Source organism: Haloferax sp. DFSO52, assembly GCF_048158745.1.
GTDB lineage: Archaea > Halobacteriota > Halobacteria > Halobacteriales > Haloferacaceae > Haloferax.
Genome location: NZ_JBLOPB010000002.1, coordinates 927305 through 953268, shown reverse-complemented (window position 1 = coordinate 953268; position 25964 = coordinate 927305). Strand labels below are relative to the sequence as shown.

The window sequence follows — 25964 nt, the reverse complement described above, 5'->3', positions numbered from 1 at the left end:
GGCGGGGTCGTCCTCCGCCGTTCGTCCTGTAATTCTACCGCTTTTTCGTCGCTGCAACCGACGTTGGCGTCACGGTGTACTCGATTCCCCAGATGGTGAACGCCACGACGACGCCGCTTTTCGTGCCTCTCGGTTCTTGGATGAGTGCGTACAGGGCGTCGAGGTCTATGACGTCTTGAATACGGGTTGGCTCCCCTCGCGGGTTGATTCCGAGTTCGACTGCGATATCGACTATTGTCTTCGTAAGTACATCTCGCCCGGCTCGCAATCGTTTTTCCACGTCTGGTTTGGAGGGATAGGTAGCTGTGTTCATGAACATTCCTGATGAGCATCTGTCACTCAGTGGTGCTCTTGCAGAGTTTACGCGTCCGACGAACGTATGATACGCGGTCATTCTTGATTTGATAGAACAACGCACTATCCATCGATTTACTCACAATTGGAGACGGTAATTTGACAGAATAGTCGTCTTATCGTGGGCGAGGATTGTCAGTGTATGAGGTCAATGAAATAGTCGATTCTGGTTGTCATGATGGTCTGTGAAACTTCGAAAAACGGCTATCTCGTACCCAAACGATTCTAGTCGGTGGGGAGCAATGACAGACAAACAATTCGACGAGGAGTACGTCGTGCCACCGCTATCGTGGCAGGAGGTCATTCGAACTGCTCACCGTCGAGCACTCGAAGAGGAGCGACAGAAGAAGGTAGCAGAGACTGCGGGGACAGACACACCAGCACCCGCCTGACTCGGTTTTTCGGAGATAGCGGTTCGATAGGCGCACGACAGACACTGTTCGTGAGAACTAGTCAGACGAGCGTGTCGTCGCTTAATTGTACTCCCGCCACCGATACCCGCACTCCTTGCACTTGAAGAATCGCGTCGGCGGTTCGTCGGCAGACGCCGTCTGCTTGATGGTGTACCACGCCACCGTGTGGCCACACTCGTCACAGTGAACGTCTTTTGCAGTCGGTTTGCCCTCGAACTCGGCACCCTCGACCGTCTCGATGAGTTCGTCGTCCGACTGCGCTTCGGTCGAGACGAACTGCTCGGCGAGTTCTTCGTCGCGCTCGGTAGTCGCGCCACAGTCGTCGTTCGTGCAGGACATCACCCCGTCTTGGGAGACCATCATCGACCCGCAGTCGTCGCAGAATTGCATGCACAGCGGTAACGGGCCCGACACTAAGAATCTGTCACTCCGGTCGCTCGAAGACGGTGAAGACAGCGCCGGGACTCAGTCATCGTCTTCGACGAACGGACAGTTTCTGACACGGAAGGAGTCGCTGTCGACGACTTCGACGATAGTCGTTCCCTCGTGGTCACACGACAGCACCGGCGGAGCACCGAAGAACTCACATCGCTGGCAAAATCCGGATTTTGGGATGATGTGGTCTGTGGCCCCTGCTGTGTGGTCGAGAGGTTCTGCCTCCGCACCAACACCAACACCATCGTCACCGTCTGGGTCGTCCTGGGCCAGAGAGGCCCACACCTCACTGGATTCGAGTTCGGTGACGCGAACCTCCTCGAACAACGCGTCGCGTTCGTCGGCAGTCGCGTCGGCGGTAGTGCGACGTGCATCGATGCGGTCGGCGAGCCCGGACAGTGGTGCTTCGTCGTCCGTGCGCCCAGAGTCGTCTCGGTCGCCGTGGCCTGTCCGTTCATTCGGTGGGGCTTCTGCCGGTGCGTTGTCGCCCGACTGCTCGTCGGTTGTCTCGTCAGTCATTGGTGTTGGTGTTCGGTGTCGTCTCGTGTGTCAGTTCATCACTGTCGTCGGCGCCTGAGTCACCGGCCGATGTAACAGCGTCCGCCGAATCAGTCTCGACATCCTTCCCCGTCTCCCCCTTGCTGTCGAGATTCGTCGCTCCGTCGGCGTCGGCGAGTGTCGTCACATCGTCGTTCGGGGACGACGCGGCTTCCAGCGCGAGTGGTTGACCGGTACGGAGCGTCGCAGACCCGAAGAATCCCTTCGAGGGCGACAACGCCTCGAACGCCGACTGGCACGCCGGGCATCGAGGCTCAGTGAGAAGGTCCAGATGGACTGTCTCCTCGCAGTTGTCACACGTCGCTTTCCGTTCGCCGGCGTCGTTCGCAGTTCGAAGAAGCGTAGAGAGTTGCTTCCGCTCTCGGTGTGCTGCTTCGATGTCGGTGACCCGCGACCGCACATCGGCGAGTGACGCTGCAACAACGTCGAGACGTTCGTCGAGGTCAGTCGTCGTTTCGTCCAGGTATGTCAGAATCTCTTCGTAGTTATCGAACCCGCCTTCGACTCGCGACTCGACCGCGGAGAGTTGCTCACGGACTGTCTCGATATTGGCCGTCACATCGTCGATGTCCTCGCGCAGCGTCGGATGGTCGTGGGCGTGGGCGGCTTTCTCGTCGGTCTCTCGTTTGACCTGTACGACGCGCATCCGAACGTCGTCGATCTTCTCGCTGACGGTCTCTTCGAGTCCATCGACACGCCCTTCAACAGTGTCGAGTTTTTCAGAGACGGCGTCGATATCGTCGAGTGACGCACCCAGATCGGTCACTGCGAGGCGATACGTACTGACCGCTCGCGTGAGCACTGTCTCTGGGTCGACTCCCTGTGCCTCGGCACGGTCGTCGACCCACGCTCGGAGGTCCTCCGGCAACGTCCCTCCTGTGTCCCCGTCCATTTCCATGGGTGGTTCGTCGAGTAGGGGTTAAGAACTATCGCTGTGTGAGAATGATTCGCAGCGCGATGCCACGGTCAGCGAATCTTTCGAACGTCGCTGACGTCGAGGCCGCTCTCGCTGATTTCGGTCTCGAACTGGACGATGTTCTCACTCTCCAGTTGTGAGAGCACACCACGGAACTCCTGGACGACCATCGTTCGTGCCCGCTTCGACCCGCCGGTCTCCCACGAGAACATGAGCGTCCCATCTGTCGCTCCCTTGAGGATGCCGAGTTCTCGGTCAGAGAGTGCCTCGGTACTCACGAGAACGAGGATGAGACCGCCCCACTGGTGTGACGCCTTTTCGAGTCCTTTCATCACCATGGTGATGTCTGCCCACGTCATGTCCTCGGACCGACTCGCCACGAGGTCGGTCAACGAGTCGACGACAACGAGATTTCCGGGGGCGTGTTCGCTGAGTGTGCTCCCGAGTGCACTCAACACGGACTCTCGGTTCTGTCTGTCACCGAGGTCCTCCAGTTTCGTCGGCTCTCCGAGATACCACTCTCGTGGAATCGAACTCAACTGGAAGTATTCGGGCGAAAGGTCGTGAAATTCGATGGTGTCGAGCGCGGCGTCGACCATCTCGTCGTCCATCGTGTAGAGCATCTCCCGGCGAAGATGCGTCTCACCGGACGTAAACGAGATGTAGTGAATCTCTGGGGGCGGACTGGCCGTCTCGGCCAGCGTCCCGTAGTGCAGGTCGAAGAGGTCTTCGTCGGCCTTCGAGAGCGCGTTCATCGTCACACTCGTGTAGAGGAACTCACGAGCACCTGCCCCGGACTCCCCTGCGAGGAGAAGGACGTTTCCCGGTGGTGCCCCTCCGCCGATGATGCTATCGAGTCGAGGGACGCCGAAGGGGATAGAGCGCATGTCCAACCCGACTCAACCACGAAGGTTAGTCGTTTCGGGGAATATTGTACCCGAGACCAGCGCGGCGTCAATCGGGCGTACTCGCCTGCTACTCACGTACTTGCCTGCGCCACGCATACTCGCCTGCTACTCGACTAATGCGCCGTGATTTCGTCCGCGAGCGACGGTCACTGTTCCCTCGATACCGGCTGCTGCGAGTGCTTCCTCCCCGGCAGTTATCGCTTCGTCGACGTGGTCGGCGTCGGTGACGCCGTAGACTGTTGGCCCCCACGACGACTGTCCAGCGCCGTACACTGCTGGCGATTCCGAGAGTGTCGAGACGAGTGCGCCGACTGGCGGGCGATAGACGCCACCCTGTTCGTCGGCGTACCACGTTCCGTTGAGTCGGCCGACCGATTCGACCGCTTCACCGAATCGTTCTGCAGACCCCTCTGCGAGTGCTGGAAGGAGGCGTCGTGTGACGATGCCGGCGATTCGGTCACTCGTCACCGGGTCGGCGCGTTCGACGACCGACCGCATACTCGCTTCTTCGGCCGCCCCGTTTCGACCCGGGTCGACCTCAGGGACGAGGAGGAGGAACCGCCAGTCGTCGGGGACCGAATGCCGCGCCGCCACGGCCGGGACAGTCCACGACCCGTCTGCTGGCCGGTCGGTCGTGAACCGCGCGGTCGGATGACCTGCGTCGAGGATGGCACCGCCGTCTTCGAACGACGCGACGCCGACGCCGGAGCGACCACCGCGACCCATCTCTGGGGCCAGTCGGCGAATGTCGACAGTCGTCTCAGTCGCAGTCGCCACCGCTTGCAAGACGGCGAGCGCGAGTTGCGTCCCGCTCCCGAGACCAGCGTGCCGCGGGAGGGTCCGTTCGACCGTAACGTCCACACCCGGAACGTCGAGGAGGTCCGCAGCACGCTCGGCGTACTCACGCGCGTCAGGGTGTCGGCAGTGAACCTCGGTGGCGGGTTCGGCCGAGACGGTCACCTGTGGCTCGTCGAGCCCGACACCCAGGCCACCGTACAACCGGTCGCGGGAGAGACTCAGATTCAAGAAGCCGAAGTGGATGCGTGCCCCGGCCGAAACCCGTGCCATGTCATCGGAGGTCAGAGACCACTGATAAAGGCAGTTGCGACTATGGCAACGAGGGCCGCCATCTGTCCACGCTGTCGTGCGAATCCGGGGAGTGAGTTGAGACTGTCCACTGGGAGATGCAGCGAGAACAGTAAAATGGGGGACGTCAGCGGGTACCGACGTGGAGGGTGGGCAGAGGCACCTTGGGAGTGGGCAGAGGCACCTTGGGAGTGGGCAGGGGCACCTTGGGGGATGGGCAGGGGCACCTTGGGGGATGGGCAGGGGCACCTTGGGGCTGGGCAGCGTGTCAGCGGGAACTGACTCCGTTAGGCCGGGTAGCGGGGACCAGCGTCGATGGAGGGGTCAGCGAGGACCGACGTGAGTGGAGGGAGACGGGAGTGGCGCGTGAGGTTCGGAGACTACTCGCTGGTCGTTGTCGTCGCCTCGCCTTCTTCAGTTGTCCCTGGTTCTGCCGTCGTCTCTGTTTCAGCAGTCGAACTGTCCGTCGTCTCGGCTTCGGCCGTTTCGTCGGACTCGTACGTCACGGTCACTTCCTCGGCGACGGGTTGGAGGACGTACTTCCCAGCGTTGCCGGCTTTCACGGGGGTGAAGTCGGCCGTGAACGTGGTCGTCTCGTCCGCCCGGATTTCGAACGACTGTTCGAACTTGAGGGGTGCCGAACCGGGAACTTCGAGCGTCGCGTCGGACCCATCGGCGAGTTTGGCATCGGTTCCGCTGACCTCCACCTGGAGGTATTCGTACGTGCCTGTCTCGAGTTCGGCGTCTTTGACGAGGGCCGAAGCGTCGCCCTGGAGGTCCACGAGGTCGACTTCTGTCTCTCCAGCGTCGAACGATTTCACGTCGCCGTCTGCTGGTTTGACGCGAATCGTCGAGAGCGTTACCAGACAGGACTCGAAGTCGTCGATGTCACCGGGTCTGTCGCTTACGCGGGTAGAGAGCGTTCCAGTCTTCGCGGATGCGAGGCCCATACAGCCGGCGATTCCAGCTGTACTTGCGGCAGCAATTCCTGCGGCGCTCTTGACGAATTCTCGTCGGTTCAGTGTCATTGTGATATCAGTGTAATCTACGGGGTATCGCGGTTCGATTTGGCTGTTCGCATTCCGGTTCGTGTTCCACTCGTGCCCGCCCGTCGCGTCGTGCGACCAAAGGGAGGGGGATGAGTGGACATACTCATGCAACGGCCTGCTAGCCGTGTTCCACGACGTGCCACGCTTGCGGGTGGTGTGGGAGCAAGCGTCCGGCGCGTCGCGGCAATCCTGCCTGAGGACGCTGGGGTATTGAAGGGTGGAAATCGCTGCACTGGGTTGCGCTCGTTGGACGGAGATTACCCGCTATTCGAACCGAATTTCGCCGAGTTTCGACGAAAACGAGCGCCCGATTCGGCCGGTCGGCACCGGATTGCGTCGGGTTTCGACCCATGACCAGTGAGGAGGTGAGAGCGGGGGTGGCTCGCGCGGTGAGTGTGACGAAGACTCGCCGGTGCCCACTGTTCTACGGTCGAACGAAGGTTTATCAGAAATTCCGACGCAGATCGCCCATGGCTTCGGGCGACGGCGGCGCTTCGTGCGACGTGCGGAGAGTCGCCTCCGACGAGGAGGTGGCCGCCAATCGAGAATGAGAAGAAGACCGCGAAACGCGACTTCAGGTCTAGTCGGGGGAGTCCGACTCGTCTAGACGATTTCCTCGGCGACCACGTTGGCCGCGAGGAGTTCTGGGTCGACGGCGAGGTCGGCTTGGCCCTTCGCGAACTCCGGGAGCGAGTCACGCGAGTAGGTAACCACACGAACGTCCGGATTCAGTTCCTTCGCAACCGAGATGGCGGTCGCGTCGTCCATGTCGGTGAGGACGAACAGGTCGGCCTCCTCGATGCCCGCCACTGTGAGCGAGTCTGCAGAGGCGATGCCGTCGACACGGACCACAGTCGCACCTTCGTCTTCGAGCGCTTCACCGAGTCCGTCGGGGTCCGCCCCCGCAACGACTGCTGTCGTCATTCGTACTCGATGGTCGCCGGTGGTTTGTGCGTCACGTCGTAGACGACGCGGGCGACGTTCTCGTTCGTTCCGGTGATACGCGACTGGATGCGCTGGAGGGTGTCCCACGGGAGTTCCTGCGCACGAGCGGTCATGCCGTCGCGCGACTCCACGGAGCGAACCGAGACGATCCAGCCGTGGACGCGGTTGTCACCCTTGACACCGGTGCCTTTGCCGATGACGGCGGCGAACGCCTGCCACGGGTCGTGTTTCTCGACTTCGTCTTCGACGATGTGGCACGCTTCCCGAGCGACTTGGACCTTCTCGGGCGTGACTTCGCCGAGGACGCGAACTGCGAGACCCGGACCGGGGAATGGCATCCGCTCGGCGATGATGGATTCGAGACCGAGTGCGCGAGCGACGTCGCGGACTTCGTCCTTGTAGAGGTCACGAACGGGTTCGACGATACCTTCGAAGTCGACGACATCGGGCAGGCCACCCACGTTGTGGTGCGATTTGATGTTGCCTTCGGACTCGATGCGGTCGGGGTAGATGGTCCCCTGTACGAGGTACTCTGCGTCCGTGTCCTGTGCTTCGCGTTCGAACTCTCGAATGAACTGCTCGCCGATGACGGCGCGCTTTTCTTCGGGGTCGATGACGCCTTCGAGCGCGTCGAAGAACCGTGCTTCGGCGTCGACGACGCGGAGACTCTCCATGAAGGAGAACGTCTCTGCAATCTGTTCGGTCTCGCCTTTGCGCATCAAGCCGGTGTCGACGTAGACCGGGGTGAGCTGCTCACCGACGGCCTCGTACGCGAGGGTTGCGGCGACGGAGGAGTCCACACCGCCCGAGAGGGCGATGATGGCGTGTTCGTCTCCAATCTGGTCGCGAATCGATTCTTTTGCGTCTTCGATGAATTCGTCTACGTTTACCATTATGCTGTTACCTCTTCGCTGTCGAGTTCACGTGCGTCGAGTTCGCCGAGAACGCCGCGCAGGAAGCCGATGAACGGTGGGCTTGCGCGGTCGGGTCGGGAACGGAATTCGGGGTGGAACTGCGTGCCGAGGAAGAACGGGTGGTCTGTCAGTTCGACGATCTCCATGCGGTTTTCTGCGCGTCCGGAGAATCGCAGGCTTCCAGATTCGAGTTCGTCGATGAGTTCCGGATTCACCTCGTAGCGGTGCCGGTGGCGCTCCGTACAGGAGGTGTCACCGTAGACGACTTCCGCGAGGCTGCCGGACGAGATGTCCGTCTCGTGTGCGCCGAGTCGCATCGTCCCGCCCATGTCGTCGATTTCGTACTGCTCGGGGAGCAGGTCGATGACAGGGTAGGACGTGTCGGGGTCGAGTTCGGTCGAGTGGGCGTCTTCGTGGCCGAGGACGTTGCGTGCCTGTTCGACGACGGCCATCTGGAAGCCGAGACAGAGGCCGAGGAACGGGACGTCGTTCTCGCGGGCGTAGCGGATGGCGTCTATCTTTCCGTCCGTCCCGCGGGAGCCGAACCCACCGGGGACGACGATGCCGTCGGCGTCCTTCAGGCGCGCTTCGTGTTTGTCGTCCATCTCGTCGGCGTCGACCCACAGGATGTTCACTTCGACGCCGCACTCGATGCCGGCGTGCTTGAGCGCTTCGTGGATGGACATGTAGGCGTCTTCGAGGGCGTACTTGCCGACGAGCGCGATATCGACGGACCCGGTGCGCTCTGCGGTGACGAGTTCGCGCCAGCGACTGTCGCGTTCGGCTTTCGGGAGCGCTTCGTCGACGATGTCGAGTCGCTCCATCACGTACTCGTCGAGACCTTCTTCTTCGACCATCAGCGGGACGTGGTAGATGTCCGGAACGTCGGGGTTCGAGAAGACGGCGGCGTCCGGCACGTCACAGAACTGTGCAATCTTGGTCTTCGTCTCAGGCTCGAGTTTGTCGTCCGCGCGGCCGACGAGAATGTCGGGTTGGAGGCCGATGCTTCGGAGTTCCTTGACCGAGTGCTGGGTGGGCTTCGTCTTCTGCTCGCCGTTTTTCGAGTACGGGACGAGCGTGACGTGCGTAAAGAGCACGTCGCCGTCTTCTTCCTCGGAGGCGAACTGGCGGAGGGCTTCGAGGAACGGCATGGATTCGATGTCGCCGACGGTGCCACCGACTTCGACGATACACACGTCGGTTCCGTCTGCCGCCTCGCGGATGCGGCGCTTGATATCTTCGGTGACGTGCGGGATAATCTGAACCGTCTTTCCGAGGTAGTCGCCAGCGCGTTCCTTCTGGATGACGTGCTGGTAGGTCTTTCCCGTGGTGATGTTGTGGTCGGCGGTCATGTCGATGCCCAGGAACCGCTCGTAGTTCCCGAGGTCTAAGTCGACTTCCGCGCCGTCTTTCAGCACGTACACTTCGCCGTGCTCGTAGGGATTCATCGTCCCCGCATCGACGTTCAGATACGGGTCGATTTTGACTGCGGTGACGTCGAACCCGGCGTTTTTCAGGAGTCGGCCAGTGCTCGCGGCCGTGATACCCTTCCCGAGGCCGGACATGACACCCCCGGTTACGAAAATGAACTTGCGCCCCATCTCTGGGTCGTATTCGTCCGTCGGCATACTGACCGTGTGCGAGCGTCCTTCAAAACGATTTCGGAGCACACACCGTGTGTCAGCCGCCCGCACATGGCCGATAGCTGAGGAATCGCGAGACGGCAAGTGGGCGTCCAGTCACTCGATTCGGTACTCACTCCAACGTTCGGTACTCACTCCAACTCTTTGACGACGCGTGCGGGGTTCCCACCGACGACCACACTGTCGGGCACGTCTTTCGTCACGACTGCGCCGGAGGCGACCACCACGTCGTCGCCGATGGTGACGCCCGGGTTGATGACGGCCTGCCCACCAATCCACGCGTTGTCGCCGATAGTGACCGGTTCAGCAGATTCCGGGCCTTTGATTCGCTCCGCCGCATCGAGTGGGTGCGTCGCGGTGTAGATGTGGACACTCGGCGCGAGCAGGGCGTTGTCGCCGATGGTGATTGGGCAGACGTCGAGGAAGACGCAGTCGAAGTTGGCGTAGAAGTTCTCTCCGACGCTGATGTTGTAGCCGTAGTCGCACTTGAACGTCGGTTCGATGTAGAGTTCGTCGCCAACCTCGCCGAAGAGTTCGCGGATGAGTTCCTCACGGCGGTTAGTTTGCGTCTCGTCTGTGTCGTTGAACAAGCGTGTCAGTCGTCGCGCGCGTTCCTGTTCGGCCTGGAGTTCCGGGTCCGTCGAGTCGTACAACTCGCCCGCGAGCATCTTCTCCTTCTCAGAGGGCATGATTCGACCACCGGCGGTGGAGACGTAAATGTGTCCACAACCTACCGCAACCGCAGAATTTGAACCCCTCCAGCGAGTGTACTCGTGTATGAAGGAGTTCCCGCAACTCGGCTACGGAACGTACAAACTCGAAGACCGCGACGAGTGTATCGAGGGCGTCACCACCGCACTCGACATCGGATACCGCCACGTCGACACGGCGCAGATGTACAACAACGAGGAGTACGTCGGCGAAGCGCTCGCGGAATCCGACGTGGACATCGACGACATCTTCGTCGCGACGAAACTCAAGCCTGCAAATCTCGGCTACGACGACGCCATAGAGACGGCCCACGAGTCGGCCGAGAAACTCGGCGTCGACACCATCGACTTGCTGTACGTCCACTGGCCGCTCAACACCTACGACGAAGACGAGACGCTGCGGGCCCTCGACGAACTCGTCGAAGAAGGTCTCGTCGCCAACATCGGCCTGAGTAACTTCCGCCCCGACCAACTTGAGTCGGCCATCGAGAAACTCGACGCGCCCGTGTTCGCCCATCAGGTCGAGATGCATCCGCTTCTTCAACAACACGAACTTCGCGAACTCGCAGACGAGTACGACCACCACCTCGTCGCGTACTCGCCCATCGCGCGAAACAGCGTCGCAGACAACGACACCATCGTCGAAATCGCCGAGAAATACGACGCCTCTCCTGCTCAGGTGTCGCTCGCGTGGATACTGGCGAAAGGCGCAGTTCCGATTCCGAAAGCCGCCTCGCCCGACCACATCCGCGACAACTTCGCCGCTCTGGACCTCGACCTCGACGACGACGATATCGCTGCCATCGACGCGCTCTCCCGAGACCACAGAATCGTCGACTTCGACAACGCCCCGTGGAACCGGGTCTGAAGCGAACTGAGCCATCAAGGGTATCCGCGATTTATTGACAGTTTTTGCCTGATATATCAAGCCAAACGAATATCATTCAGAAGTATATTACCGAAATAAATGTGATTCGGTTACGCTAATTCTCGAGCTAGAGAACCTCTAACGGACGTTTTCGGCCTACCGGATGGTCGTGTGCGAACACACCACACACTAGGTAAAATATATGTTGAATACGACCGTATCTACGAACATGTCGTCGGTGGTGGTGGTGTGCCCACACTGTGGACAACAAGTAGAATCGAGATACGACGGTGACGCCGATTTCGACGGTGTTCGGCAGCGCCTCAAGAGCGAATACCGTATCGCGCGGGAGACCTGTCCGGTCTGTTCCAACGCGTACGACTTACGCCGCGCGTGACGGCCCACGGGGAAGACGACTGCTTCGGTGGTGGCCGAAGACGCCGACTTATCCCGTGTTTTTCATCCCTGCGGCGATTCCTTTGACCGTGAGCCGAAGGGTTCGTTCTTCGTCGTCGGTTCGGTGATTTTGCGAGAGGAGGTGCGTCTGGAGCACGTTCAGCGGGTCCACGTAGGGATTTCGCCGTTCGAGACTCTCTTCGAGCCATTCACGTTTGAGGAGACCGCTCCGGCCGCTGATGTCGAGCATCAGGTTGGCCGCCGATTCGTACTCCGCTTCGAGTCGTGGGAAGAACTCGTTTCGGAGCTCCTCGTCGGCGAGATTCGCATATTCGGTGGCGATTTCGAGGTCCGTGCGTGCGAGCGACATCGCGGCGTTGTCCAGCGTACTTCTGAAGAACGGCCACTCGTCGTACATCTCGCGGACGGTCTCGAGGCTTCCCCCGTCGTCGAGATAGGCGTTGACACCTTCTGCCAGCGAGTACCATCCCGGGAGGATACACCGCGACTGCGTCCACGAGAACACCCACGGGATGGCGCGGAGGTCTTCGACGCTTCGCTCGTCGCTTCGAGATGCGGGACGCGACCCGAGGTTGAGTTCTTCGATGACGGTAATCGGTGTGGCCTGTTCGAAGTAGGAGACGAAGCCCTCAGATTCGAGGAGGTCGCGGTACTCTTCGCGGGCGGCGGCGGCCATCGTGTCCATCGCGTCGACCCACCGGTCCGGAACGTGTTCTTCGGATTGCCGAATCGCGTTCAGGCGAGCGCGAATCTGGGCGTTGAGCATCTGTTCGAGGTTTCGCTCTGCGACACGCGGGTTGGCGTACTTCTCGGCGATTGCCTCGCCCTGTTCGGTGAACTTAATCTGGCCGGTGATGGTCTCGTTCGGAAGCGCCAGCATCGCCTCGTTCATCGGCCCGCCACCACGGGAGATGGACCCACCGCGGCCGTGGAACAACCGCATCGTCACGTCGAAGTCGTCGCAGATGTCCGCGAGACGACGTTGGTTCTTGTAGAGGTCCCAGTTTGCGGCGAGGAAGCCGTTTTCCTTGTTCGAATCGGAGTAGCCCAGCATTATCTCCTGGACGTTGTTTCGTGCGGCGAGCGCCTGCGCGTATGCCTCGTTTTCGAACAGCGTCCCCATGATGCGGCGTGCGCCGTTGAGTGCGGACTCAGTCTCCAGAAGCGGGACCACGTCGATTCCGCAGTGGTCGGGCAGGGAGACGACACCCGCCTGGTCGGCGAGGAAGAGCACTTCGAGGACGTGGGACGGTTCTTCCGTCATCGAGATACAGTAGGTGTCGATGGCGGCGACGCCGTACTCTCGCTGCCACTCACCGAGTTTGCGGAAGAGTCGAAGGACGCGCTCGGCCGTCTCGGAGAGTTCGCCGGGGTCTTCGAGGTCGATGACCGGTTCGGTCTGGAGAATCGCGTCGGTGAGGAGTTCGACGCGCTCGTCTTCAGACCGGCTGTAGTAGTCGATTCCTTCGTGAGAGAGCGCCTCGTGGACCGCTTTGGTGTGGTTCTCCTGGTGGTCACGGAGGTCCAGGCTGGCGAGCGTAAATCCAAAGGTGTCGACCTGTCGCATCAGCGGTTCGACGTAGACGTCGGCGACCTGCGCCGCACCGACAGCACGGAGACTGCCGTCGATGACTTCGAGGTCCGCCATGAGTTCACTCGCGTTACTGTAGCCGTTGGGGCGAACGTCTTCGATGCGGCGGAGACGCTCGCGCATCAGTTTCAGTTTCTGCCGATACGGTTCGTCGGGGTAGCGTTCGTCCGCTTCGTCGGCGACGACAGGGAGGAGTTCGCGGTCGGCTTTCAACGACCGTTCGAGTTCGTGACCGGGAGAGACTCGCGTCGCATCCTGACTCAGCACACCAGAGAGCCGTTTCAGTGCGTCGCTGTACTTTTCGAGGGCAACAGTTCGCTGGCGAGCGAGCGTCTCTTCTGTGACTGCTGGCGTCACGAACGGGTTGCCGTCGCGGTCTGACCCTGCCCACGACCGGAATTCGAAGAGTTTCGGCACGTCGAGGTCAGGATAGTCGTTGTGGAACTCCTCTTCGAGTTCCTCGTACACTTCACCGACGACGTCGAACAGGATGTTTTCGAGGTACCACTGAACGTTTCGTGCTTCGTCAGTCGGTTCTGGACGGCGGTTTCGAACCTGCGAGGTCTGCCAGAGGCTCGTCACTTCAGCGACGACGTGTCGCCACTCCTGGTCGTGTTCGAGGTCGGTGAGACGGCGCTCGTCGAGTGTCTCTAATCGGTTGGCAATCGACCGGAGTTTCGCCTTGACCGTCTTCCGACGTGCTTCCGTGGGGTGTGCCGTGAACGTCGGTTCGATGAGAACGTCTTCGAGGACCTGTCCGAGGAGTTCCTCGTCGACTTCTTCGTCGCGGAGTTCCTCGAGCGTATCGAGGATGCCGTCTTCGAGTGTGCCATCCTGTGAGGCCTGTCGGATGACTCGGACTCGTTCTCGTTCCTCGGCGAGGTTGATGAGTTCGAAGTACGTCGTAAACGCGCGTGCGACGACACTCTCTCGTTCCGGGTCGAGATTACCCACCACATCGTACAGCTTCTCGCGGGAACCAGATTCGCCCTTGCGGTAGGCGATGGCCGCCTGCCGAAGTTCTTCGACAGTTTCGAACGACGCCGTCGAGGTCTGTGCCTCCAGAACGTCCCCGAGTAACGCACCAAGCTCGCGGACGTCCTGTCTGACGTCTCTGGTATGCAATTCCATACTACACGAATACGAGTACCATCTTGTAAAACCCAAGAGTCCGGTCGAAAAATTGCCCGAAGTACCGTTGTAAACGAATGTTTGTGCACGACTTGTAGATTTCTGTAAAACGCCACAGTCTGTCGATTATCATCAACCTCAGTACTGAGGCCCCCAATTTCGTGGGGTACACTCACACGGTGGATTCGTCACGCTTTTACTGGACGGGTCGAACTTCAGGGTATGAGCGATAGCGACAAGTACCCCGCCGATTCGGGTCGTCGTCGGTTCGTCAAGGGCGTCGTCGGGGGCGCGGCGCTCGCTGGCGTGGGAACGACTGGCGCGGCCGCAATCAACAGCGCGACCACCTCACCGGGTGCAGGTGGCGGTCCAACGCAGGCGTACGCCATCGAGAACACTGGCGGTCCCGCACCGCGTGGGATGCCACTTATCCCGATCGAAATCGACGGCGACGGCTTCATCAAGGGCGTCTGGCCGGAAGTGCAGACGGTCACTCAGAACGGTGTCGATGTCCAGATTGCACAGACGGACGACTACGAAGGAACTGGCGTCACGTACTCGCAGGCGTGGTTCCAGTACTGTGGTGTGCAGTCCTACGAGGGCATGGCACCCGACTTCGAGTCTGACAACTACTTCCGCTCCGACAGTGGCGGCTACGATTGGCAGCGAGAAACCTACAGCGTCGGTGACAGACTGAACGTCAACGACTTCGACGACTACGAGACGTGGGGCAACGGCATCGGGAACGCCGGCCTCGGAAAGCCCGCAACCGGAACGTGGCGGTCGGAGGACACCGAAGACACGATGCCGATTCAGGTCCTCCGCTCGTCGCGCATCGAGGAGGCGGCACAGGACAACGACTTCCTCGCTGCCGCAACCGATCAGGGCGTAATCGCGTGGCTCAACAAATGTACGCACTTCTGCTGTGTCCCCGGATATAAGCAGGCAGCCGACTCTGCGAAGTTCAACGCAGAAGACGGTGTCTACTGTCAGTGTCACCAGTCCGTCTACGACCCGTTCTCGATCGTCCAGACGCTCTTTACGGCGCTTCCCCGCCCCGAAGAGTAACCTCGGCCTCGGTTTTCTCTCTGTGCCGACGTGGAAACAGTACTATAGTAGCGCCGCGGCCTATGGGGTGATATGCCAGACGCCCCCTCCGCGCCACTCTCCTCGGACCGAACTGCCGCGCTCGCCGAGTTGGTCACCCCACTCGCAGACCGTCCGCAACTCTCCGTGCGTGCCCCCTACGACGACAGCGTTATCGGGTCCGTCCCATCGTGCACTCCCGACGACGTTGACGCAGCAGTGACCAGTGCCCGACGAGCAGGAGACGAGTGGGCAGCGTGGCCCATCGAAGACCGTCTCGCCGTGTTCGACCGCTTCCACGATGCCCTTCTCGACCAGCGCGAGTCGCTGTTGGACGTGATTCAAAGCGAGACTGGAAAGGCACGCGGCGACGCATTCGAAGAGATTCTCGACACCGCCGCGACGACCAGATACTACACCGCAATCGCAGAGCGAGAACTCGCCTCCACCCAGCGAAAAGGGGCGATACCACTGGCGACCAAAGCCGTCGAGCACCACCACCCCGTCGGTGTCGTCGGCATCATCTCTCCGTGGAACTATCCGCTGTCACTGTCTGTCTCCGAGTCGATTCCGGCGATGCTCGCTGGCAACGGTATCGTCCTCAAACCCGACGAAGGGACGCCGTTTACGGCGCTGTGGGCGCTCGAACTGCTCCAGGAGTGTGGGCTCCCAGACGACCTGTTTCAGGTCGTCACCGGCGACGGACCGCGTCTCGGTGAACCACTCATCGAACGCGTCGACTACGTGAGTTTCACCGGGAGTACCGACGTCGGCCGCGTCGTCGCCGAAACCGCCGGGCGTCACCTCACGGACTGCTCCCTCGAACTCGGCGGGAAGAATCCACTGTTGGTCCTCGACGATGCCGACGTGGAGAAAGCCGCTCGCGGTGCTGTTCGCGGCTGTTTCGCCAACGCCGGCCAACTGTGTATCTCAATCGAACGCATCTACGTCCACGAGGCAGTCGCCGACGAGTTCCGCGACGCACTGATTCGAGAGACGCGAAGTCTCTCGCTCGACGCAGGCTACGACTATGACCACGACGTTGGCTCGCTCCTCGACCGTGAACTGCTGGAGAAAGTCACCGCACACGTCGAAGACGCCGTCGACAACGGCGCAGCAGTGCTCAGTGGCGGCCGAGCACGACCCGACCTCGGACCGTTCTTCTACGAACCGACGATTCTGACCGACGTGACGCCCGAGATGACGCTCGCCGACGAGGAGACGTTCGGTCCAGTCGTCTCCCTGTACGAAGTCGAGAGCGTGTCTGAGGCAATCGAACGCGCCAACGACTCGGCGTACGGATTGAACGCGAGCGTCTGGACAGAACGACCACAGCGAGGCGAGCAGGTCGCCGAGCGACTGGACGCGGGAACGGTCAACGTCAACGAAGCGTACGCCGCCGCGTGGGCGTCTCTCGACGCCCCGATGGGCGGCATGAAAGATTCCGGCGTCGGCCGCCGACACGGTCGACACGGTCTGTTGAAGTACACCGAGTCGCAGACGGTTGCCACACAGCGACTGTCTCTCCTGTCGCCTCCGAAGCGTGGAAAACGACTGTGGACGACTGGTGCGACGCTCGGACTTCGTGTGTGGAAACGACTCTCTGAGGTGCTTCCGTGAGCATCTTCCTCACCGGATTTCCCGGGTTTCTCGGGAGCGCACTCGTCGAACGCCTCACCGACAGAACCGACGAAATCGTCTGTCTCGTCCAACCTCGATATCGAGACGCGGCAGAAACACGCGCGTTCGACCGTCTCGGCCCCGACTGGCGCGAGACCGTAACCCTCGTCGAAGGTGACATCACAGACCCAACACTGGGCCTCTCGGCGACGACGCGTTCGACCCTCGAATCGACCGTCGAAGAAGTGTTTCACCTCGCCGCAGTCTACGACCTCGCCGTCTCCCCAGAGGTCGGACAGGCAGTCAACGTCGATGGCACACGACACGTTCTCGACTTCGCTTCGGCGGCCGATGTCGCGCGGGTTCACTACGTCAGCACCTGCTACGTCAGCGGCCGCCACGACGGCGTCTTCACGGAATCCGACCTCGACGTCGGGCAGTCGTTCAACAACCACTACGAAGAGACGAAGTTCCGCGCAGAGGCGCTCGTTCGCGACCGGATGGAGTCGGGCGAACTGCCAGCGACCGTCTACCGACCGGCCATCGTCGTCGGCGACAGTCGCACCGGCGAGACACAGAAGTACGACGGCCCGTACTACCTGATTCGCTGGCTTCTCCGACAACCCCGTGTCGCGCTCGTGCCTCGCCTCGGTAACCCCGATGCGACGGAGTTGAACGTCGTCCCGCGAGATTACGTCGTCGATGCAATCGACCACCTCTCGCGTCTCGACCGGTCGACGAACGTCACCTACCAGTTGTGCGACCCGAATCCGCCGACGATTCGCGAGTTTACGTCGGCAGTTCTCGATGCGACAGAGCGCGTCGGCATCCCGACGCCCACCCCCGTCAGTCTCGCACAGTCGGCGCTCGAACGGTGGGACACGCTCAGACTGGCCGTCGATATCGAACCGGAGACACTTCCGTACTTCACGCACCCGACTCGGTACGTCGGGGCGAATGCACGGGCACACCTCGCCGACACCGGAATCGAACCACCAGCGTTCGAATCCTACGTCTCAGAGCTTGTCGCGTTCGTCCGGGAAAATCCGCACGTTCGCTCCGACGCGATGGTGTAACCAGTCGTCGGTCGTAAGTCGTCTATCTGTGTCTCACCCGCCGCTGACCGGCGGGAAGAGCGCGAGTTCGTCGCCGCGTTGGGCGTCGTCGTCGAGCGACGCCGTCTCGCCGTTTCGCAGAACGTTGATGTGGTCGTATAACTCGCCGTCGTCGGCGTACACCCGAGATTCGAGCGACGGGTACGACCCGACGAGTGCGTCGAGCGCCTCACCGACGGTGGCGTCGTCAGTAACGTCCACACTGATGGTCCGCGCACCAGCAACCTCGGCGAGGTCAGCGAACAGTTTCCACTCCATACTATCGTCTCCTCGCTCGGTGGTCATGAGGATTGCGCCCCCGACTGTGTCGTCGATGCATCCGATTTCGTGGTCGTCTGTGTCCGCTCACCGTCGTCACGCTCGGGTGGTTCGTCGTCTCCGTCGCCGTCTTCCTCGTCGTCGGAACCGGAGAGGCGGTCGGCGGTCGTCGCCTGCCGTTCGACTTTTCGGAGTATCTCGGGGCGGCCAACGACGTAGAGCGTGTCACCGGCGTGGAGTTCGGTTCCGCGGGCTGGGATGGCCTCGACAGACCCGCTCGACGGTCGGATGGCGACGACAGTCGTCTCTACGTCCGAGACGACGCGGCCATCGAGTGTCGCATCCGGTCGAATCGTGGTGACCGCCATCGTCTCGTCGGCGTTTCGCAACAACGACGCGAACTCGCGGTCCACTCGCGGGTCGGCCGGGAGTGTGACGATTCGGTACTCGTCGGCACCGGAGAGTCGCTCGGCGTCTTCTTCGTCGAGTGCGACGGTGGCAACGTCGTCTGCGACGCCACGAAGCTCTCCGAACGCGATGCGAGTCGGTTTCGACTCGGGTTTCGCGTCTCCGGTCTGTTCGACGCTTCCGTTTCCGCTTCCTTTGACCGCTGAATCGGTCGTTTCGGTCGTTTCGGCCGTTTTGGTCGCTTCGGTCGCTTCGGACGTTTTGGTCGCTTCGGGCGTCTCGTTGGGAGAACTAGGCGGGACTGCCCACACCTGGACCGGGTCGCCGGCGGCAGCACCAGGGCCGGGGTCACCGTGAATGGCGAGCGCGACAGTTCCCGGCGAGAGCGTCGGGCCAAGTCCGGCAGCACGACTCCCGAGAGCGAGATACGACACGTCACCGTCGTCGAAATCCACGTCGACGTGGCCGATGCCGTGGTCGTCTTTGATGCGTTCGACCAGTCGGTCACGGAGTTCTGTCTCCGTCAGTCGCTTCGGAAAGAGGAAGCGGTTGCCGGTCAACTGCAATTTCACCGACTCTGCGACCGGGTCGTAGCCTTCGATATCGCCTATCTCATCGGGGAGCGTCACAGTCCGCACCCGACCGACGGTCCGAACGAGACGACTCACGTCGGCGTCGAGTTCCGTCGCGCCGGCGACGGCGAACACGTCGGTTGCGAGCCGGTCACCCACGATGCGCCCAACGGGTGACGCGAGCGCCGCGCCCGCCAGCGCAGAGGTGTTGAACAGCACCGTCTCGAGTCGGAAGACGGCGGTGTCGGTTCCGGTGACGAAGTCGCCGAACAGGCCGACGGTGTTGAGATACAGCGCGACGACTGACGCCCCGAAGAGGATCGCGAGCGCCTGGGGGATGACTTCGCGCGTGTACCACCGATAGGTGAGCGCGGCGACACTGGACGCGAGGAACGCGCCCACGATGAGGCCGATAACTCGGAGGACGTTTCTGACGAGTGGGTCGCTCGCGGGAGGGAGCGACACCTGTCCTGCGAGGGCCGAGCCGAGGTCGATGACGAGGGGTCCAGTCATTTGACCGCCTCCTCGAACGCGGCGAGGTCAGTTCGAGACCCAACCGCGTACACGGTATCGCCGGCAGCGGTTTCCTGGTCGCCTCGAGGCGCAATCGTCCACGTGCCACCGTGTCGGACGGCGAGGATGGCGACGCCGTAGCTATCACGGACGCTCGCGTCTCTGAGCGTCACGCCATCGAGTGGGCCGTCTTCCCCGACAGTGAACCTCGAAAACCGCTTTCCGGCCCGTCGGAGGAGCGAGACGAGTTCGAACTCACGGCGAACGCCGCGAGATTTGACGACGAACTGTTTCGAGTCACTGCCGAGAAGCGACTCCACGTCGGTTCTGTCGACTGCGAGCGTGACGCGCCCGTCACCACCGATTGCGGTCGGTGCACGGGGTGCCGCTTTCGGTGCGTCTTCGTCGGCATCGTCGTCTTTGTCGGTCGTCTCTGTAACTGATCCGACGCCGACGACGTTCGCGGAGACAGTCCCGCCGTCAGTGACGACGACGACATCGTCGCCCTGTGCGAGCCCAGTCGGAACGAGCGCCTCGACCGAGACTGCTCGTTTCCCGGCAGGGAGTCGTTTCGAGAGGCCGCCGAGTGGGGCCGCCGCAGCGACGGTTGCACGGGCCTGTTCGTCGATTTCGACTTCCACTGCAACGAGGTCGAAGTCGGTTTGCAGGCGGTCGGCGAACCGTGATTCGAGTTCCACGAGTGGGATGTCTGCAGGGAACGTCCACTCTCCGTCGCGGATCGCGGTTCGCACGTCGACGGGGACCGGTGGGTAGCCCTCGATGTCCTCGACTTCTCGTGTGACGGTGACGCGAACCTGTCCGCGTCCGCCCACGAGTTCGACCACGTCGGTCGAAAGCGACCGTTCGGTGAGTTTCCGAAGCGACATCTTCCGCGGGATTTCGTTTGCAAATGCGTCACCTCGGTTGTGAGCGTACAGCGCGCCCATCAACACGACCAGCAGTGCGACGGTGAGTCGGACCTGATTGTCCGACTGCGTAATCGTCGGGTCTGTGAGGGCCATGAGGCCGCCGCTCGCACCGGCGATGGCCACGCTGAAGACGACGACTGCGAGGCCCGGGATGGTGACTCCGGTCACGTATCGGAACCCGAACCCGAAGAGCCACGCGACGGCGGCCGGGACGAGTCCCGTGAGAATGCCGAAGTAGAGACCGTACACAACTTCGACAGGGAGTGAAGCCATAGCCCAATTCACTCACTGACGAGGTAAATGCGTGCCGACGCCGGAAGCGTTGGCACTGTTCTTCGCACTCGGTCACAGTTGGCCGTCGAATGTGGCTGTCGTCGCTGTCCGATTCCCAACCCTTTTTTCGTATGCCCCGCGGAGGTTCGGCCGACATGGTGTCGGTACGCGACTGGGTCGGCCCACGGACGACTGTGACGACGGTCTTCATCGTCGCCATCCTCTCGGCAGCGACTGGTATCATCAACATCAGTTCGCCCGTGACTGGCGGCGTAATCGCATCAATCGTCCCCGAAGTGATTCGCATTACGGCGGGGTTCACCGGCACGCTCACCGGATTCTTGCTTCTGGTCAGTGTGTATGGCCTTCGGCGTCGGCTTCGCGCGGCGTGGTACTCCTCGATTGTCCTCCTCCCGGTCTCCGCCGCACAGGGCCTAATTCAGTCGCCGGAGCGTGCGCTGCCGCTGATCGGCTTCTCGACGGTGAGTTTCGTCCTTCTCTCGCTCAACTACCGCGCCTTCGACCGTGACCTCGACCTGAACGTCACGCAACTGTCTGCACTCCTCGCTATCGCCGGCGCACAGACCTACGCGACGGCGGGCGCGTATGCACTCCGCGAGCAGTTCAACGGCATCGACTCGCTGTTCGACGCGTTCTACTTCGCGCTCGTCACCGGGAGCACCGTCGGCTACGGAGATATCACCCCTCGGACACCAGTCGCGAAGATATTCGGGATGACGGCCCTACTCGTCACTGTCGCGAGTTTCGCAGTGGCGCTCGGTGTCCTGCTCACGCCCGCCATCGAAGCACGACTCACCAAAGCACTTGGACGTATGACCGAATCACAACTCGAAATCCTCGACAACCACATCCTCGTCCTCGGACACGGGGAACTGACCGAACCGATTCTCGAAGAACTCGAAAACCGCGCTGACGTACTCATCATCACGCCGAACGCGGAGCGAGCACAGCGTCTCACCGACCGCGGGTACGACGTGTTCACTGCCGACCCGAGCGACGAAGAGTCGCTCAAACGTGCTCGCGTCGAAGTCGCTCGCTCGGCTATCGTCGCCACCAACAACGACGCAGAAGACGCACTCGCCATCCTGACCGCTCGGCAGCTCAACCCCGACATCCACATCGTCGCGGCGGCGACGCAGCGAGAAAACGAACCGAAACTCCGCCGGGCAGGTGCGAACACGGTCATTAGCCCCGCCGCACTCGGTGGTCACTTCCTCGCGGAGTCCGCGATGGGTGGCGGTGGCCTCGAAACCGTCGAAGAACGACTCCTCGAAGAACAACCGGACGAGATGGTCGCCGACGCGGACACCGAAGACGCAGGAAACGAGGACACCAGCAACGGTTCTCCCAGCGACAACGACGAAACGACCGGCGACGGCCCGACCAGCGACGACTAGTTTCCGCGGTCGAAGACGGCGACGTCGCAGTCGATTTCTCTGATTCGTTCGAATGTCGGCGGCGAGATGAACCGAGACGCCCCAGAGCGCTCACCGCTCGACCCGAGAACCACGAGGTCGTACGACTCGGCGTTCGACGTGATGAACTTCGTCACCTCGGTTCGGGCGACTCGGGTTTCGATGTTTCCCTCCGCCGTCTCGACGAGATTTGCGAGTTTCGACTCCGCCCGTCGCCGCTCGACCTCTGCGGAGATACAGGTCGTGACGCTCACGCTCCCTGTCTTTCCGGCTAACCGGGTTCCGAAATCTATCATCCCGTGAGCAGTGTCGCCGGGGCGAGCGATGAGGACGAGAATCCGTCGCCACTGAGACGACTCCCCAACCGACCGAAACGCCACGGTGTCGTACGCACCGCCGAACAGACCACGGACGTAATCTGACAGCAGGCCACGGTCTTCTTCGTACGGGGTGACGACGAGGTCAGAGTTCGTGTTCCCGGCCGCTTCGACGGTCGCAGACAGCGGGTCGCCGCGAGCGACGACGACTTCGACAGGGACGCCCAGTCGGGTCTGAATATGGTGGGCAGTCTGTTCGAGTCGCTCGACTGCAGCGTCGGTGGCGGCGGTCACGGCACTCGCGTCGGGTTCTCCAGCTTCCGTCTCGTTGGTCGAGAGAACGTCCAAGAGGACGACTTTGCCTGCCTGGTGAGCGGCGGCGAGTTTGGCGGCGAAGAAGGCCGTCCGGTCTGCTGTCTCACCGCGCATCGGCACGAGAACGTGGTCGTCGCCAGTGACGGTGCCGTAGAGATACTCGGCTCGGCGTTCGTAGAACTCGTCGCGCCACACCGAGAACACGACGGCGATGACGAGACTCGCGAAGAAGATACTCACCACGTACTCTTCGGGGTTCACGTTCCCGGTGACGAGCGTCAACAGCGCCGTCGAGAACGCAGAGGGCGCTTCGACGTCCAGTGCCCACGTCGCAGCACCGGCGAGAAAGATGGCGAGTGCGGCAGACGTCGGGTGCACGATTGCAGTTCCCAATGGTCCGTAGACCCACGTGGTGAATCCGTAGGCGACGAGGCCACAGAGCGCGCCCACAGTGAGCGCGAGGACGAACTTCAGCGGCGACGCGTACTTGCCTTCCGGGTCTGAAAACAGCGTGTACGACCCAGACGCGAGTGGCGGGAACAACAGGAACGAGAGGGTACTCACCGCGTTCGAGACGAACGTCACCACCGCGATGAGGAGCGGAATGATGAGGAGGACGGTGAGATGAAGGAGGTTGTTGGTGTTCTCTATCCACCGACTGAACGCCACCGCTTCGCGCCGCTCTAACCGCCGGATTCGGGAGCGGAGGTCGCTGACGCGAGCGACCATGCGGAGCGCGAGGGAGCGTATATCCACGTCTCGTCTCTACGCGAGGTCAGCAACGGCATCGAGCGTGATGCTGATGGCGCGCTCGACGTTGTTCTTCGCCTTCTCGGGGAGTTCTTCGTCGGAGTCTGCACCCTTCTGGGTGCCTGCGACGAGGTTGCCGTCGACGGTACAGATGGCACCGGCGCGGAGTCCCTTCCGTCGGGCGAGCGAGAAGACGGTCGCCGCCTCCATCTCGATCGCGAGGAGGCCCGCCGCGTTCCAGTCTTGGACGTAGTCGTCGGATTCGTTGTAGAACGCGTCGTCGGAGACGATGGGACCGACGTGAACGTCTTCGTCGTTCGCTTCCGCCGCGTCGACGAGCGACGTGAGCACCTCGTAGTCGGGGACAGCCGGGTAGACTTCGGACTCGTAGCGCTTGGACGTGCCTTCCTCCTTGGCGGCACCGGTCGCGACGATCATGTCGCCGATTTCGATATCTTCCTGCAGTGCGCCGATGGTTCCGACGCGAATGAACGTCTCGACGCCGACGCGCGAGAGTTCTTCGAGTGCGATTGCGGCCGATGGACAGCCAATACCCGTCGAGGAGATGGTCAGGGGGACGCCCTCGTACTCCGCGTTGACGACCTTGTATTCGCGGTTCTCGGCGACTTCTTCGACGTTCTCACACTGCTTTGCGATTCGGTCGACACGTCCGGGGTCGCCGGGGATGAGTGCGATGTCGTTTACGTCGCCTTCTTCGACGAGGAGATGGGGCTGCTTTGCCATAATTCGACCCACACGTGTCGCGGGCAAAAACGACGCGGTTCGCAGAGAACGACACGACAGCGGCCACTTATAAGATACCAGCGAACAGCGCTGGGCCGAGAACCAACAGCGCCGCCCCGAAGACCACTGACGACCGGAGCCACTGCCCCCGAACTGCCGTCGCACGTTCTTCGTAGATACTGCGACCCGCCCGAGGCAAGACGAAGTACGAAAACAGGAAGTTGATACTCACGACGACGACGACCATCGAGAGCAGGTGCGGCGTGAAGTCGATGCCGACGAGTGGGAGTTCCGGAAGCACGGCGTCGGCGAGGAGGTAGACGGCGGCGTAGAGCACACCCGAGAGGAGCCCGGCGATGTGATGGACGAGGTTCGCGTCGAGGAAATCGACGCCATCCAGGTCTGTCTTGCGAATCACCGACGCCGCGATGTACGCGGGCGTAAAGCCCTCGTCTTGACGCCACATCGGGATATCCATCACGACAGCGGCGGCTAGCCCGACGACGGCACCGAGTGCCAGTCGTCCAGCGAGCGTCCCGAGATTGGAGAGCGCTGCAGTCACGGCAACCAGAGGCGACACCTGCAACAGCATTGTCCCACCGAACGAACGGTGAGGATAAAATTGGTTGGGTCACGCTCGAAAATAGATTCACGCCCACCGACAAGATGCCGTCCAGCGGTGACGAGCGACCGTTAGCGCTCGAGCAGGTCGTCCAGTCGCCGCCAGTCCAGTTGCGTCCGCGCACCGGGTTCCGCCGCGGTGAGCGCGCCACACGCGTTTGCGATAGCAAGCGCCCGTTCGTACTCCCGCCCGTCCAACCGTGCGGCGATGAATCCAGCAGCGAACGCATCACCCGCGCCGGTCGTATCGACCGCATCGACCGGGTAGCCGGGGTGGACGTGTCGCTCGCCACCGTCGCGGACCTCTGCGCCCTTCGGCCCGTGTTTGATGACGAGTGTCGTCTCGTCGAGTGCGTCACCGACTGCGCCACCGTTGCCGCCCTTTCCGGGGTGGTTCGTGTCAGCCTCGGCCGCTTCTCCAAGTGCTGTGGCGGCCTCTCGGTCGTTGAGGAAGACGAAATCGACCAGTCGGAGCGCGTCGGTGTAGCCTCTGTCGCCGATGCGCCGACCGGGGTCGAAACTGACCGTCGTTCCCACCTCGATTGCTCGCCGTGCGAGTGCGGCGGCGGTGCCGGGTGACTGACTCGTCAGGTGAAGGTGGTCTGCATCTGCGAGCGTATCGGTTGGGAGGTCAGACGCATCGAACGCCTCGTTGACACCGGGCGACCCGAGGACGAACACGTCTCCGTCGGCGTCGACGACGATGTATTTGACCGTGGTCGGGCCGTGGTCGACACTGACGACGTGACTGCAATCGACGCCCTTCGACGCGAGTTCGGCGATAGCAGCGTATCCGTGCTCGTCGTCTCCGACACTCCCGAGAAGCGACGCGGGAACGTCCAATCCGACGAGGCCACTGGCGACGTTGGCGGCGCTCCCACCGCCCGCTCCGACGCGCGATTCGACCGTCGCTTCCCCATCGGGTTCGGGGAGGGCGTCGACCCGGAGCGTGACGTCCCAGTTCAGGTGACCGGCGCAGATGACACGGGACATACGTCTCCGAGAATCGTTTCGCCGCGCAGATAACTCTCCCGGCACAGTCGGTCCTCCGGTCGGTGAGTTGGATTGG

At 61.9% G+C, this 25964-nt stretch carries 25 protein-coding genes; 6 read left to right on the top strand and 19 right to left on the bottom strand.

Annotated features, from left to right (window positions below; translation table 11 throughout):
- Nucleotides 1-34 precede the first annotated feature (34 nt).
- Nucleotides 35-313, bottom strand: coding sequence for a hypothetical protein (locus tag ACK3SC_RS14455; protein ID WP_416840886.1), 279 nt, complete (start codon nt 311-313; stop codon nt 35-37).
- Nucleotides 314-596: 283 nt separating this feature from the next.
- Here ACK3SC_RS14455 and ACK3SC_RS14450 point away from each other — a divergent pair, with 283 nt between their 5' ends.
- The gene (locus tag ACK3SC_RS14450; RefSeq protein ID WP_416840885.1) at nt 597-746 is read left to right on the top strand and encodes a hypothetical protein; all 150 of its coding nucleotides are present in this window, start codon (nt 597-599) and stop codon (nt 744-746) included.
- 81 nt (nt 747-827) lie between these two features.
- Here ACK3SC_RS14450 and ACK3SC_RS14445 read toward each other — a convergent pair whose 3' ends face one another.
- The 10 genes from ACK3SC_RS14445 to ACK3SC_RS14400 all read right to left on the bottom strand — a co-directional run bounded on the left by ACK3SC_RS14445 (nt 828) and on the right by ACK3SC_RS14400 (nt 9910).
- Nucleotides 828-1157 carry a transcription factor S gene (locus ACK3SC_RS14445; protein ID WP_416840884.1) on the bottom strand — a complete coding sequence of 110 codons (330 nt, stop codon included), beginning with the start codon at nt 1155-1157 and terminating at the stop codon, nt 828-830.
- Nucleotides 1158-1232: 75 nt separating this feature from the next.
- Nucleotides 1233-1721: a hypothetical protein gene (locus ACK3SC_RS14440; protein ID WP_416840883.1), complete on the bottom strand. Its 489-nt coding sequence runs from the start codon at nt 1719-1721 to the stop codon at nt 1233-1235.
- Nucleotides 1714-2652: a hypothetical protein gene (locus ACK3SC_RS14435; protein WP_416840882.1), complete on the bottom strand. Its 939-nt coding sequence runs from the start codon at nt 2650-2652 to the stop codon at nt 1714-1716. Before ACK3SC_RS14435 ends, ACK3SC_RS14440 begins: the two co-directional genes overlap by 8 nt.
- 74 nt (nt 2653-2726) lie before the next feature.
- Nucleotides 2727-3563 (bottom strand): RAD55 family ATPase, encoded by an 837-nt coding sequence (locus ACK3SC_RS14430; RefSeq protein WP_416840881.1) that lies wholly within the window; start codon nt 3561-3563, stop codon nt 2727-2729.
- 126 nt (nt 3564-3689) lie between these two features.
- Nucleotides 3690-4652, bottom strand: coding sequence for a beta-ribofuranosylaminobenzene 5'-phosphate synthase family protein (locus ACK3SC_RS14425; RefSeq protein WP_416840880.1), 963 nt, complete (start codon nt 4650-4652; stop codon nt 3690-3692).
- Between the two features lie 398 nt (nt 4653-5050).
- Nucleotides 5051-5698: a DUF4382 domain-containing protein gene (locus tag ACK3SC_RS14420; protein WP_416840879.1), complete on the bottom strand. Its 648-nt coding sequence runs from the start codon at nt 5696-5698 to the stop codon at nt 5051-5053.
- Between the two features lie 624 nt (nt 5699-6322).
- Nucleotides 6323-6643, bottom strand: coding sequence for an NAD-binding protein (locus ACK3SC_RS14415; RefSeq protein ID WP_416840878.1), 321 nt, complete (start codon nt 6641-6643; stop codon nt 6323-6325).
- Nucleotides 6640-7557, bottom strand: a complete 918-nt coding sequence (gene guaA / locus ACK3SC_RS14410; RefSeq protein WP_416840877.1) for a glutamine-hydrolyzing GMP synthase — start codon at nt 7555-7557, stop codon at nt 6640-6642. The genes ACK3SC_RS14415 and guaA overlap by 4 nt, the downstream gene beginning before the upstream one ends.
- On the bottom strand, nt 7557-9206 hold the full coding sequence (pyrG, locus tag ACK3SC_RS14405; RefSeq protein WP_416840876.1) for a glutamine hydrolyzing CTP synthase: 1650 nt from the start codon (nt 9204-9206) through the stop codon (nt 7557-7559). Before pyrG ends, guaA begins: the two co-directional genes overlap by 1 nt.
- Before the next feature lie 146 nt (nt 9207-9352).
- A complete protein-coding gene (locus tag ACK3SC_RS14400; RefSeq protein WP_416840875.1) occupies nt 9353-9910 on the bottom strand; it encodes a sugar O-acetyltransferase in 558 nt (185 codons plus the stop codon).
- A gap of 88 nt (nt 9911-9998) precedes the next feature.
- Between ACK3SC_RS14400 and ACK3SC_RS14395 the strand changes: the two genes are divergently transcribed.
- Nucleotides 9999-10799: an aldo/keto reductase gene (locus ACK3SC_RS14395; protein WP_416840874.1), complete on the top strand. Its 801-nt coding sequence runs from the start codon at nt 9999-10001 to the stop codon at nt 10797-10799.
- Between the two features lie 445 nt (nt 10800-11244).
- Here the strand turns inward: ACK3SC_RS14395 and ppc are convergent, their stop codons facing one another.
- Nucleotides 11245-13938 (bottom strand): phosphoenolpyruvate carboxylase, encoded by a 2694-nt coding sequence (ppc, locus tag ACK3SC_RS14390; RefSeq protein ID WP_416840873.1) that lies wholly within the window; start codon nt 13936-13938, stop codon nt 11245-11247.
- A 222-nt stretch (nt 13939-14160) separates the two neighbouring features.
- Here ppc and ACK3SC_RS14385 point away from each other — a divergent pair, with 222 nt between their 5' ends.
- The 3 genes from ACK3SC_RS14385 (at nt 14161) to ACK3SC_RS14375 (ending at nt 17720) form a co-directional block, all read left to right on the top strand.
- Nucleotides 14161-15006: a ubiquinol-cytochrome c reductase iron-sulfur subunit gene (locus ACK3SC_RS14385; RefSeq protein WP_416840872.1), complete on the top strand. Its 846-nt coding sequence runs from the start codon at nt 14161-14163 to the stop codon at nt 15004-15006.
- Nucleotides 15007-15078: 72 nt separating this feature from the next.
- Nucleotides 15079-16644 (top strand): succinic semialdehyde dehydrogenase, encoded by a 1566-nt coding sequence (locus tag ACK3SC_RS14380; RefSeq protein WP_416840871.1) that lies wholly within the window; start codon nt 15079-15081, stop codon nt 16642-16644.
- Entirely contained in the window at nt 16641-17720 is a 1080-nt protein-coding gene (locus tag ACK3SC_RS14375) for an SDR family oxidoreductase (protein ID WP_416840870.1), read from the top strand. The genes ACK3SC_RS14380 and ACK3SC_RS14375 overlap by 4 nt, the downstream gene beginning before the upstream one ends.
- Before the next feature lie 33 nt (nt 17721-17753).
- Here ACK3SC_RS14375 and ACK3SC_RS14370 read toward each other — a convergent pair whose 3' ends face one another.
- From ACK3SC_RS14370 to ACK3SC_RS14360, 3 genes are read right to left on the bottom strand one after another with little or no spacing between them, the layout of a single operon-like run.
- Complete coding sequence (locus tag ACK3SC_RS14370; RefSeq protein WP_416840869.1) at nt 17754-18017, bottom strand: ubiquitin-like small modifier protein 1; 264 nt, start codon at nt 18015-18017, stop codon at nt 17754-17756.
- Nucleotides 18018-18040: 23 nt separating this feature from the next.
- Nucleotides 18041-19510, bottom strand: a complete 1470-nt coding sequence (locus ACK3SC_RS14365) for a potassium transporter TrkA (protein WP_416840868.1) — start codon at nt 19508-19510, stop codon at nt 18041-18043.
- Nucleotides 19507-20712 carry a potassium channel family protein gene (locus tag ACK3SC_RS14360; RefSeq protein ID WP_416840867.1) on the bottom strand — a complete coding sequence of 402 codons (1206 nt, stop codon included), beginning with the start codon at nt 20710-20712 and terminating at the stop codon, nt 19507-19509. The genes ACK3SC_RS14365 and ACK3SC_RS14360 overlap by 4 nt, the downstream gene beginning before the upstream one ends.
- 155 nt (nt 20713-20867) lie before the next feature.
- On the opposite strand from ACK3SC_RS14360, the gene ACK3SC_RS14355 reads away from it, so the two are divergent.
- Nucleotides 20868-22130 (top strand): NAD-binding protein, encoded by a 1263-nt coding sequence (locus ACK3SC_RS14355; RefSeq protein WP_416840866.1) that lies wholly within the window; start codon nt 20868-20870, stop codon nt 22128-22130.
- Here the strand turns inward: ACK3SC_RS14355 and ACK3SC_RS14350 are convergent.
- From ACK3SC_RS14350 to ACK3SC_RS14335, 4 genes are all read right to left on the bottom strand, one after another.
- Nucleotides 22127-23536 carry an HPP family protein gene (locus ACK3SC_RS14350; protein ID WP_416840865.1) on the bottom strand — a complete coding sequence of 470 codons (1410 nt, stop codon included), beginning with the start codon at nt 23534-23536 and terminating at the stop codon, nt 22127-22129. The two genes, ACK3SC_RS14355 and ACK3SC_RS14350, sit on opposite strands and share 4 nt — an antisense overlap.
- Nucleotides 23537-23545: 9 nt before the next feature.
- Complete coding sequence (locus tag ACK3SC_RS14345) at nt 23546-24274, bottom strand: nucleoside phosphorylase (protein ID WP_416840864.1); 729 nt, start codon at nt 24272-24274, stop codon at nt 23546-23548.
- Nucleotides 24275-24341: 67 nt separating this feature from the next.
- A complete protein-coding gene (locus tag ACK3SC_RS14340) occupies nt 24342-24866 on the bottom strand; it encodes a hypothetical protein (protein ID WP_416840863.1) in 525 nt (174 codons plus the stop codon).
- A gap of 101 nt (nt 24867-24967) precedes the next feature.
- On the bottom strand, nt 24968-25888 hold the full coding sequence (locus ACK3SC_RS14335; protein ID WP_416840862.1) for a carbohydrate kinase family protein: 921 nt from the start codon (nt 25886-25888) through the stop codon (nt 24968-24970).
- Nucleotides 25889-25964 lie beyond the last annotated feature (76 nt).

What these genes read in the sequence shown, in the direction of transcription:
- ACK3SC_RS14455 (WP_416840886.1), bottom strand. Translation starts at nt 313, where the DNA reads ATGAACACAGCTACCTATCCCTCCAAACCAGACGTGGAAAAACGATTG.
- ACK3SC_RS14450 (WP_416840885.1), top strand. Translation starts at nt 597, where the DNA reads ATGACAGACAAACAATTCGACGAGGAGTACGTCGTGCCACCGCTATCG.
- ACK3SC_RS14445 (WP_416840884.1), bottom strand. Translation starts at nt 1,157, where the DNA reads ATGCAATTCTGCGACGACTGCGGGTCGATGATGGTCTCCCAAGACGGG.
- ACK3SC_RS14440 (WP_416840883.1), bottom strand. Translation starts at nt 1,721, where the DNA reads ATGACTGACGAGACAACCGACGAGCAGTCGGGCGACAACGCACCGGCA.
- ACK3SC_RS14435 (WP_416840882.1), bottom strand. Translation starts at nt 2,652, where the DNA reads ATGGACGGGGACACAGGAGGGACGTTGCCGGAGGACCTCCGAGCGTGG.
- ACK3SC_RS14430 (WP_416840881.1), bottom strand. Translation starts at nt 3,563, where the DNA reads ATGCGCTCTATCCCCTTCGGCGTCCCTCGACTCGATAGCATCATCGGC.
- ACK3SC_RS14425 (WP_416840880.1), bottom strand. Translation starts at nt 4,652, where the DNA reads ATGGCACGGGTTTCGGCCGGGGCACGCATCCACTTCGGCTTCTTGAAT.
- ACK3SC_RS14420 (WP_416840879.1), bottom strand. Translation starts at nt 5,698, where the DNA reads ATGACACTGAACCGACGAGAATTCGTCAAGAGCGCCGCAGGAATTGCT.
- ACK3SC_RS14415 (WP_416840878.1), bottom strand. Translation starts at nt 6,643, where the DNA reads ATGACGACAGCAGTCGTTGCGGGGGCGGACCCCGACGGACTCGGTGAA.
- guaA (WP_416840877.1), bottom strand. Translation starts at nt 7,557, where the DNA reads ATGGTAAACGTAGACGAATTCATCGAAGACGCAAAAGAATCGATTCGC.
- pyrG (WP_416840876.1), bottom strand. Translation starts at nt 9,206, where the DNA reads ATGCCGACGGACGAATACGACCCAGAGATGGGGCGCAAGTTCATTTTC.
- ACK3SC_RS14400 (WP_416840875.1), bottom strand. Translation starts at nt 9,910, where the DNA reads ATGCCCTCTGAGAAGGAGAAGATGCTCGCGGGCGAGTTGTACGACTCG.
- ACK3SC_RS14395 (WP_416840874.1), top strand. Translation starts at nt 9,999, where the DNA reads ATGAAGGAGTTCCCGCAACTCGGCTACGGAACGTACAAACTCGAAGAC.
- ppc (WP_416840873.1), bottom strand. Translation starts at nt 13,938, where the DNA reads ATGGAATTGCATACCAGAGACGTCAGACAGGACGTCCGCGAGCTTGGT.
- ACK3SC_RS14385 (WP_416840872.1), top strand. Translation starts at nt 14,161, where the DNA reads ATGAGCGATAGCGACAAGTACCCCGCCGATTCGGGTCGTCGTCGGTTC.
- ACK3SC_RS14380 (WP_416840871.1), top strand. Translation starts at nt 15,079, where the DNA reads ATGCCAGACGCCCCCTCCGCGCCACTCTCCTCGGACCGAACTGCCGCG.
- ACK3SC_RS14370 (WP_416840869.1), bottom strand. Translation starts at nt 18,017, where the DNA reads ATGGAGTGGAAACTGTTCGCTGACCTCGCCGAGGTTGCTGGTGCGCGG.
- ACK3SC_RS14365 (WP_416840868.1), bottom strand. Translation starts at nt 19,510, where the DNA reads ATGACTGGACCCCTCGTCATCGACCTCGGCTCGGCCCTCGCAGGACAG.
- ACK3SC_RS14360 (WP_416840867.1), bottom strand. Translation starts at nt 20,712, where the DNA reads ATGGCTTCACTCCCTGTCGAAGTTGTGTACGGTCTCTACTTCGGCATT.
- ACK3SC_RS14355 (WP_416840866.1), top strand. Translation starts at nt 20,868, where the DNA reads ATGGTGTCGGTACGCGACTGGGTCGGCCCACGGACGACTGTGACGACG.
- ACK3SC_RS14345 (WP_416840864.1), bottom strand. Translation starts at nt 24,274, where the DNA reads ATGGCAAAGCAGCCCCATCTCCTCGTCGAAGAAGGCGACGTAAACGAC.
- ACK3SC_RS14340 (WP_416840863.1), bottom strand. Translation starts at nt 24,866, where the DNA reads ATGCTGTTGCAGGTGTCGCCTCTGGTTGCCGTGACTGCAGCGCTCTCC.
- ACK3SC_RS14335 (WP_416840862.1), bottom strand. Translation starts at nt 25,888, where the DNA reads ATGTCCCGTGTCATCTGCGCCGGTCACCTGAACTGGGACGTCACGCTC.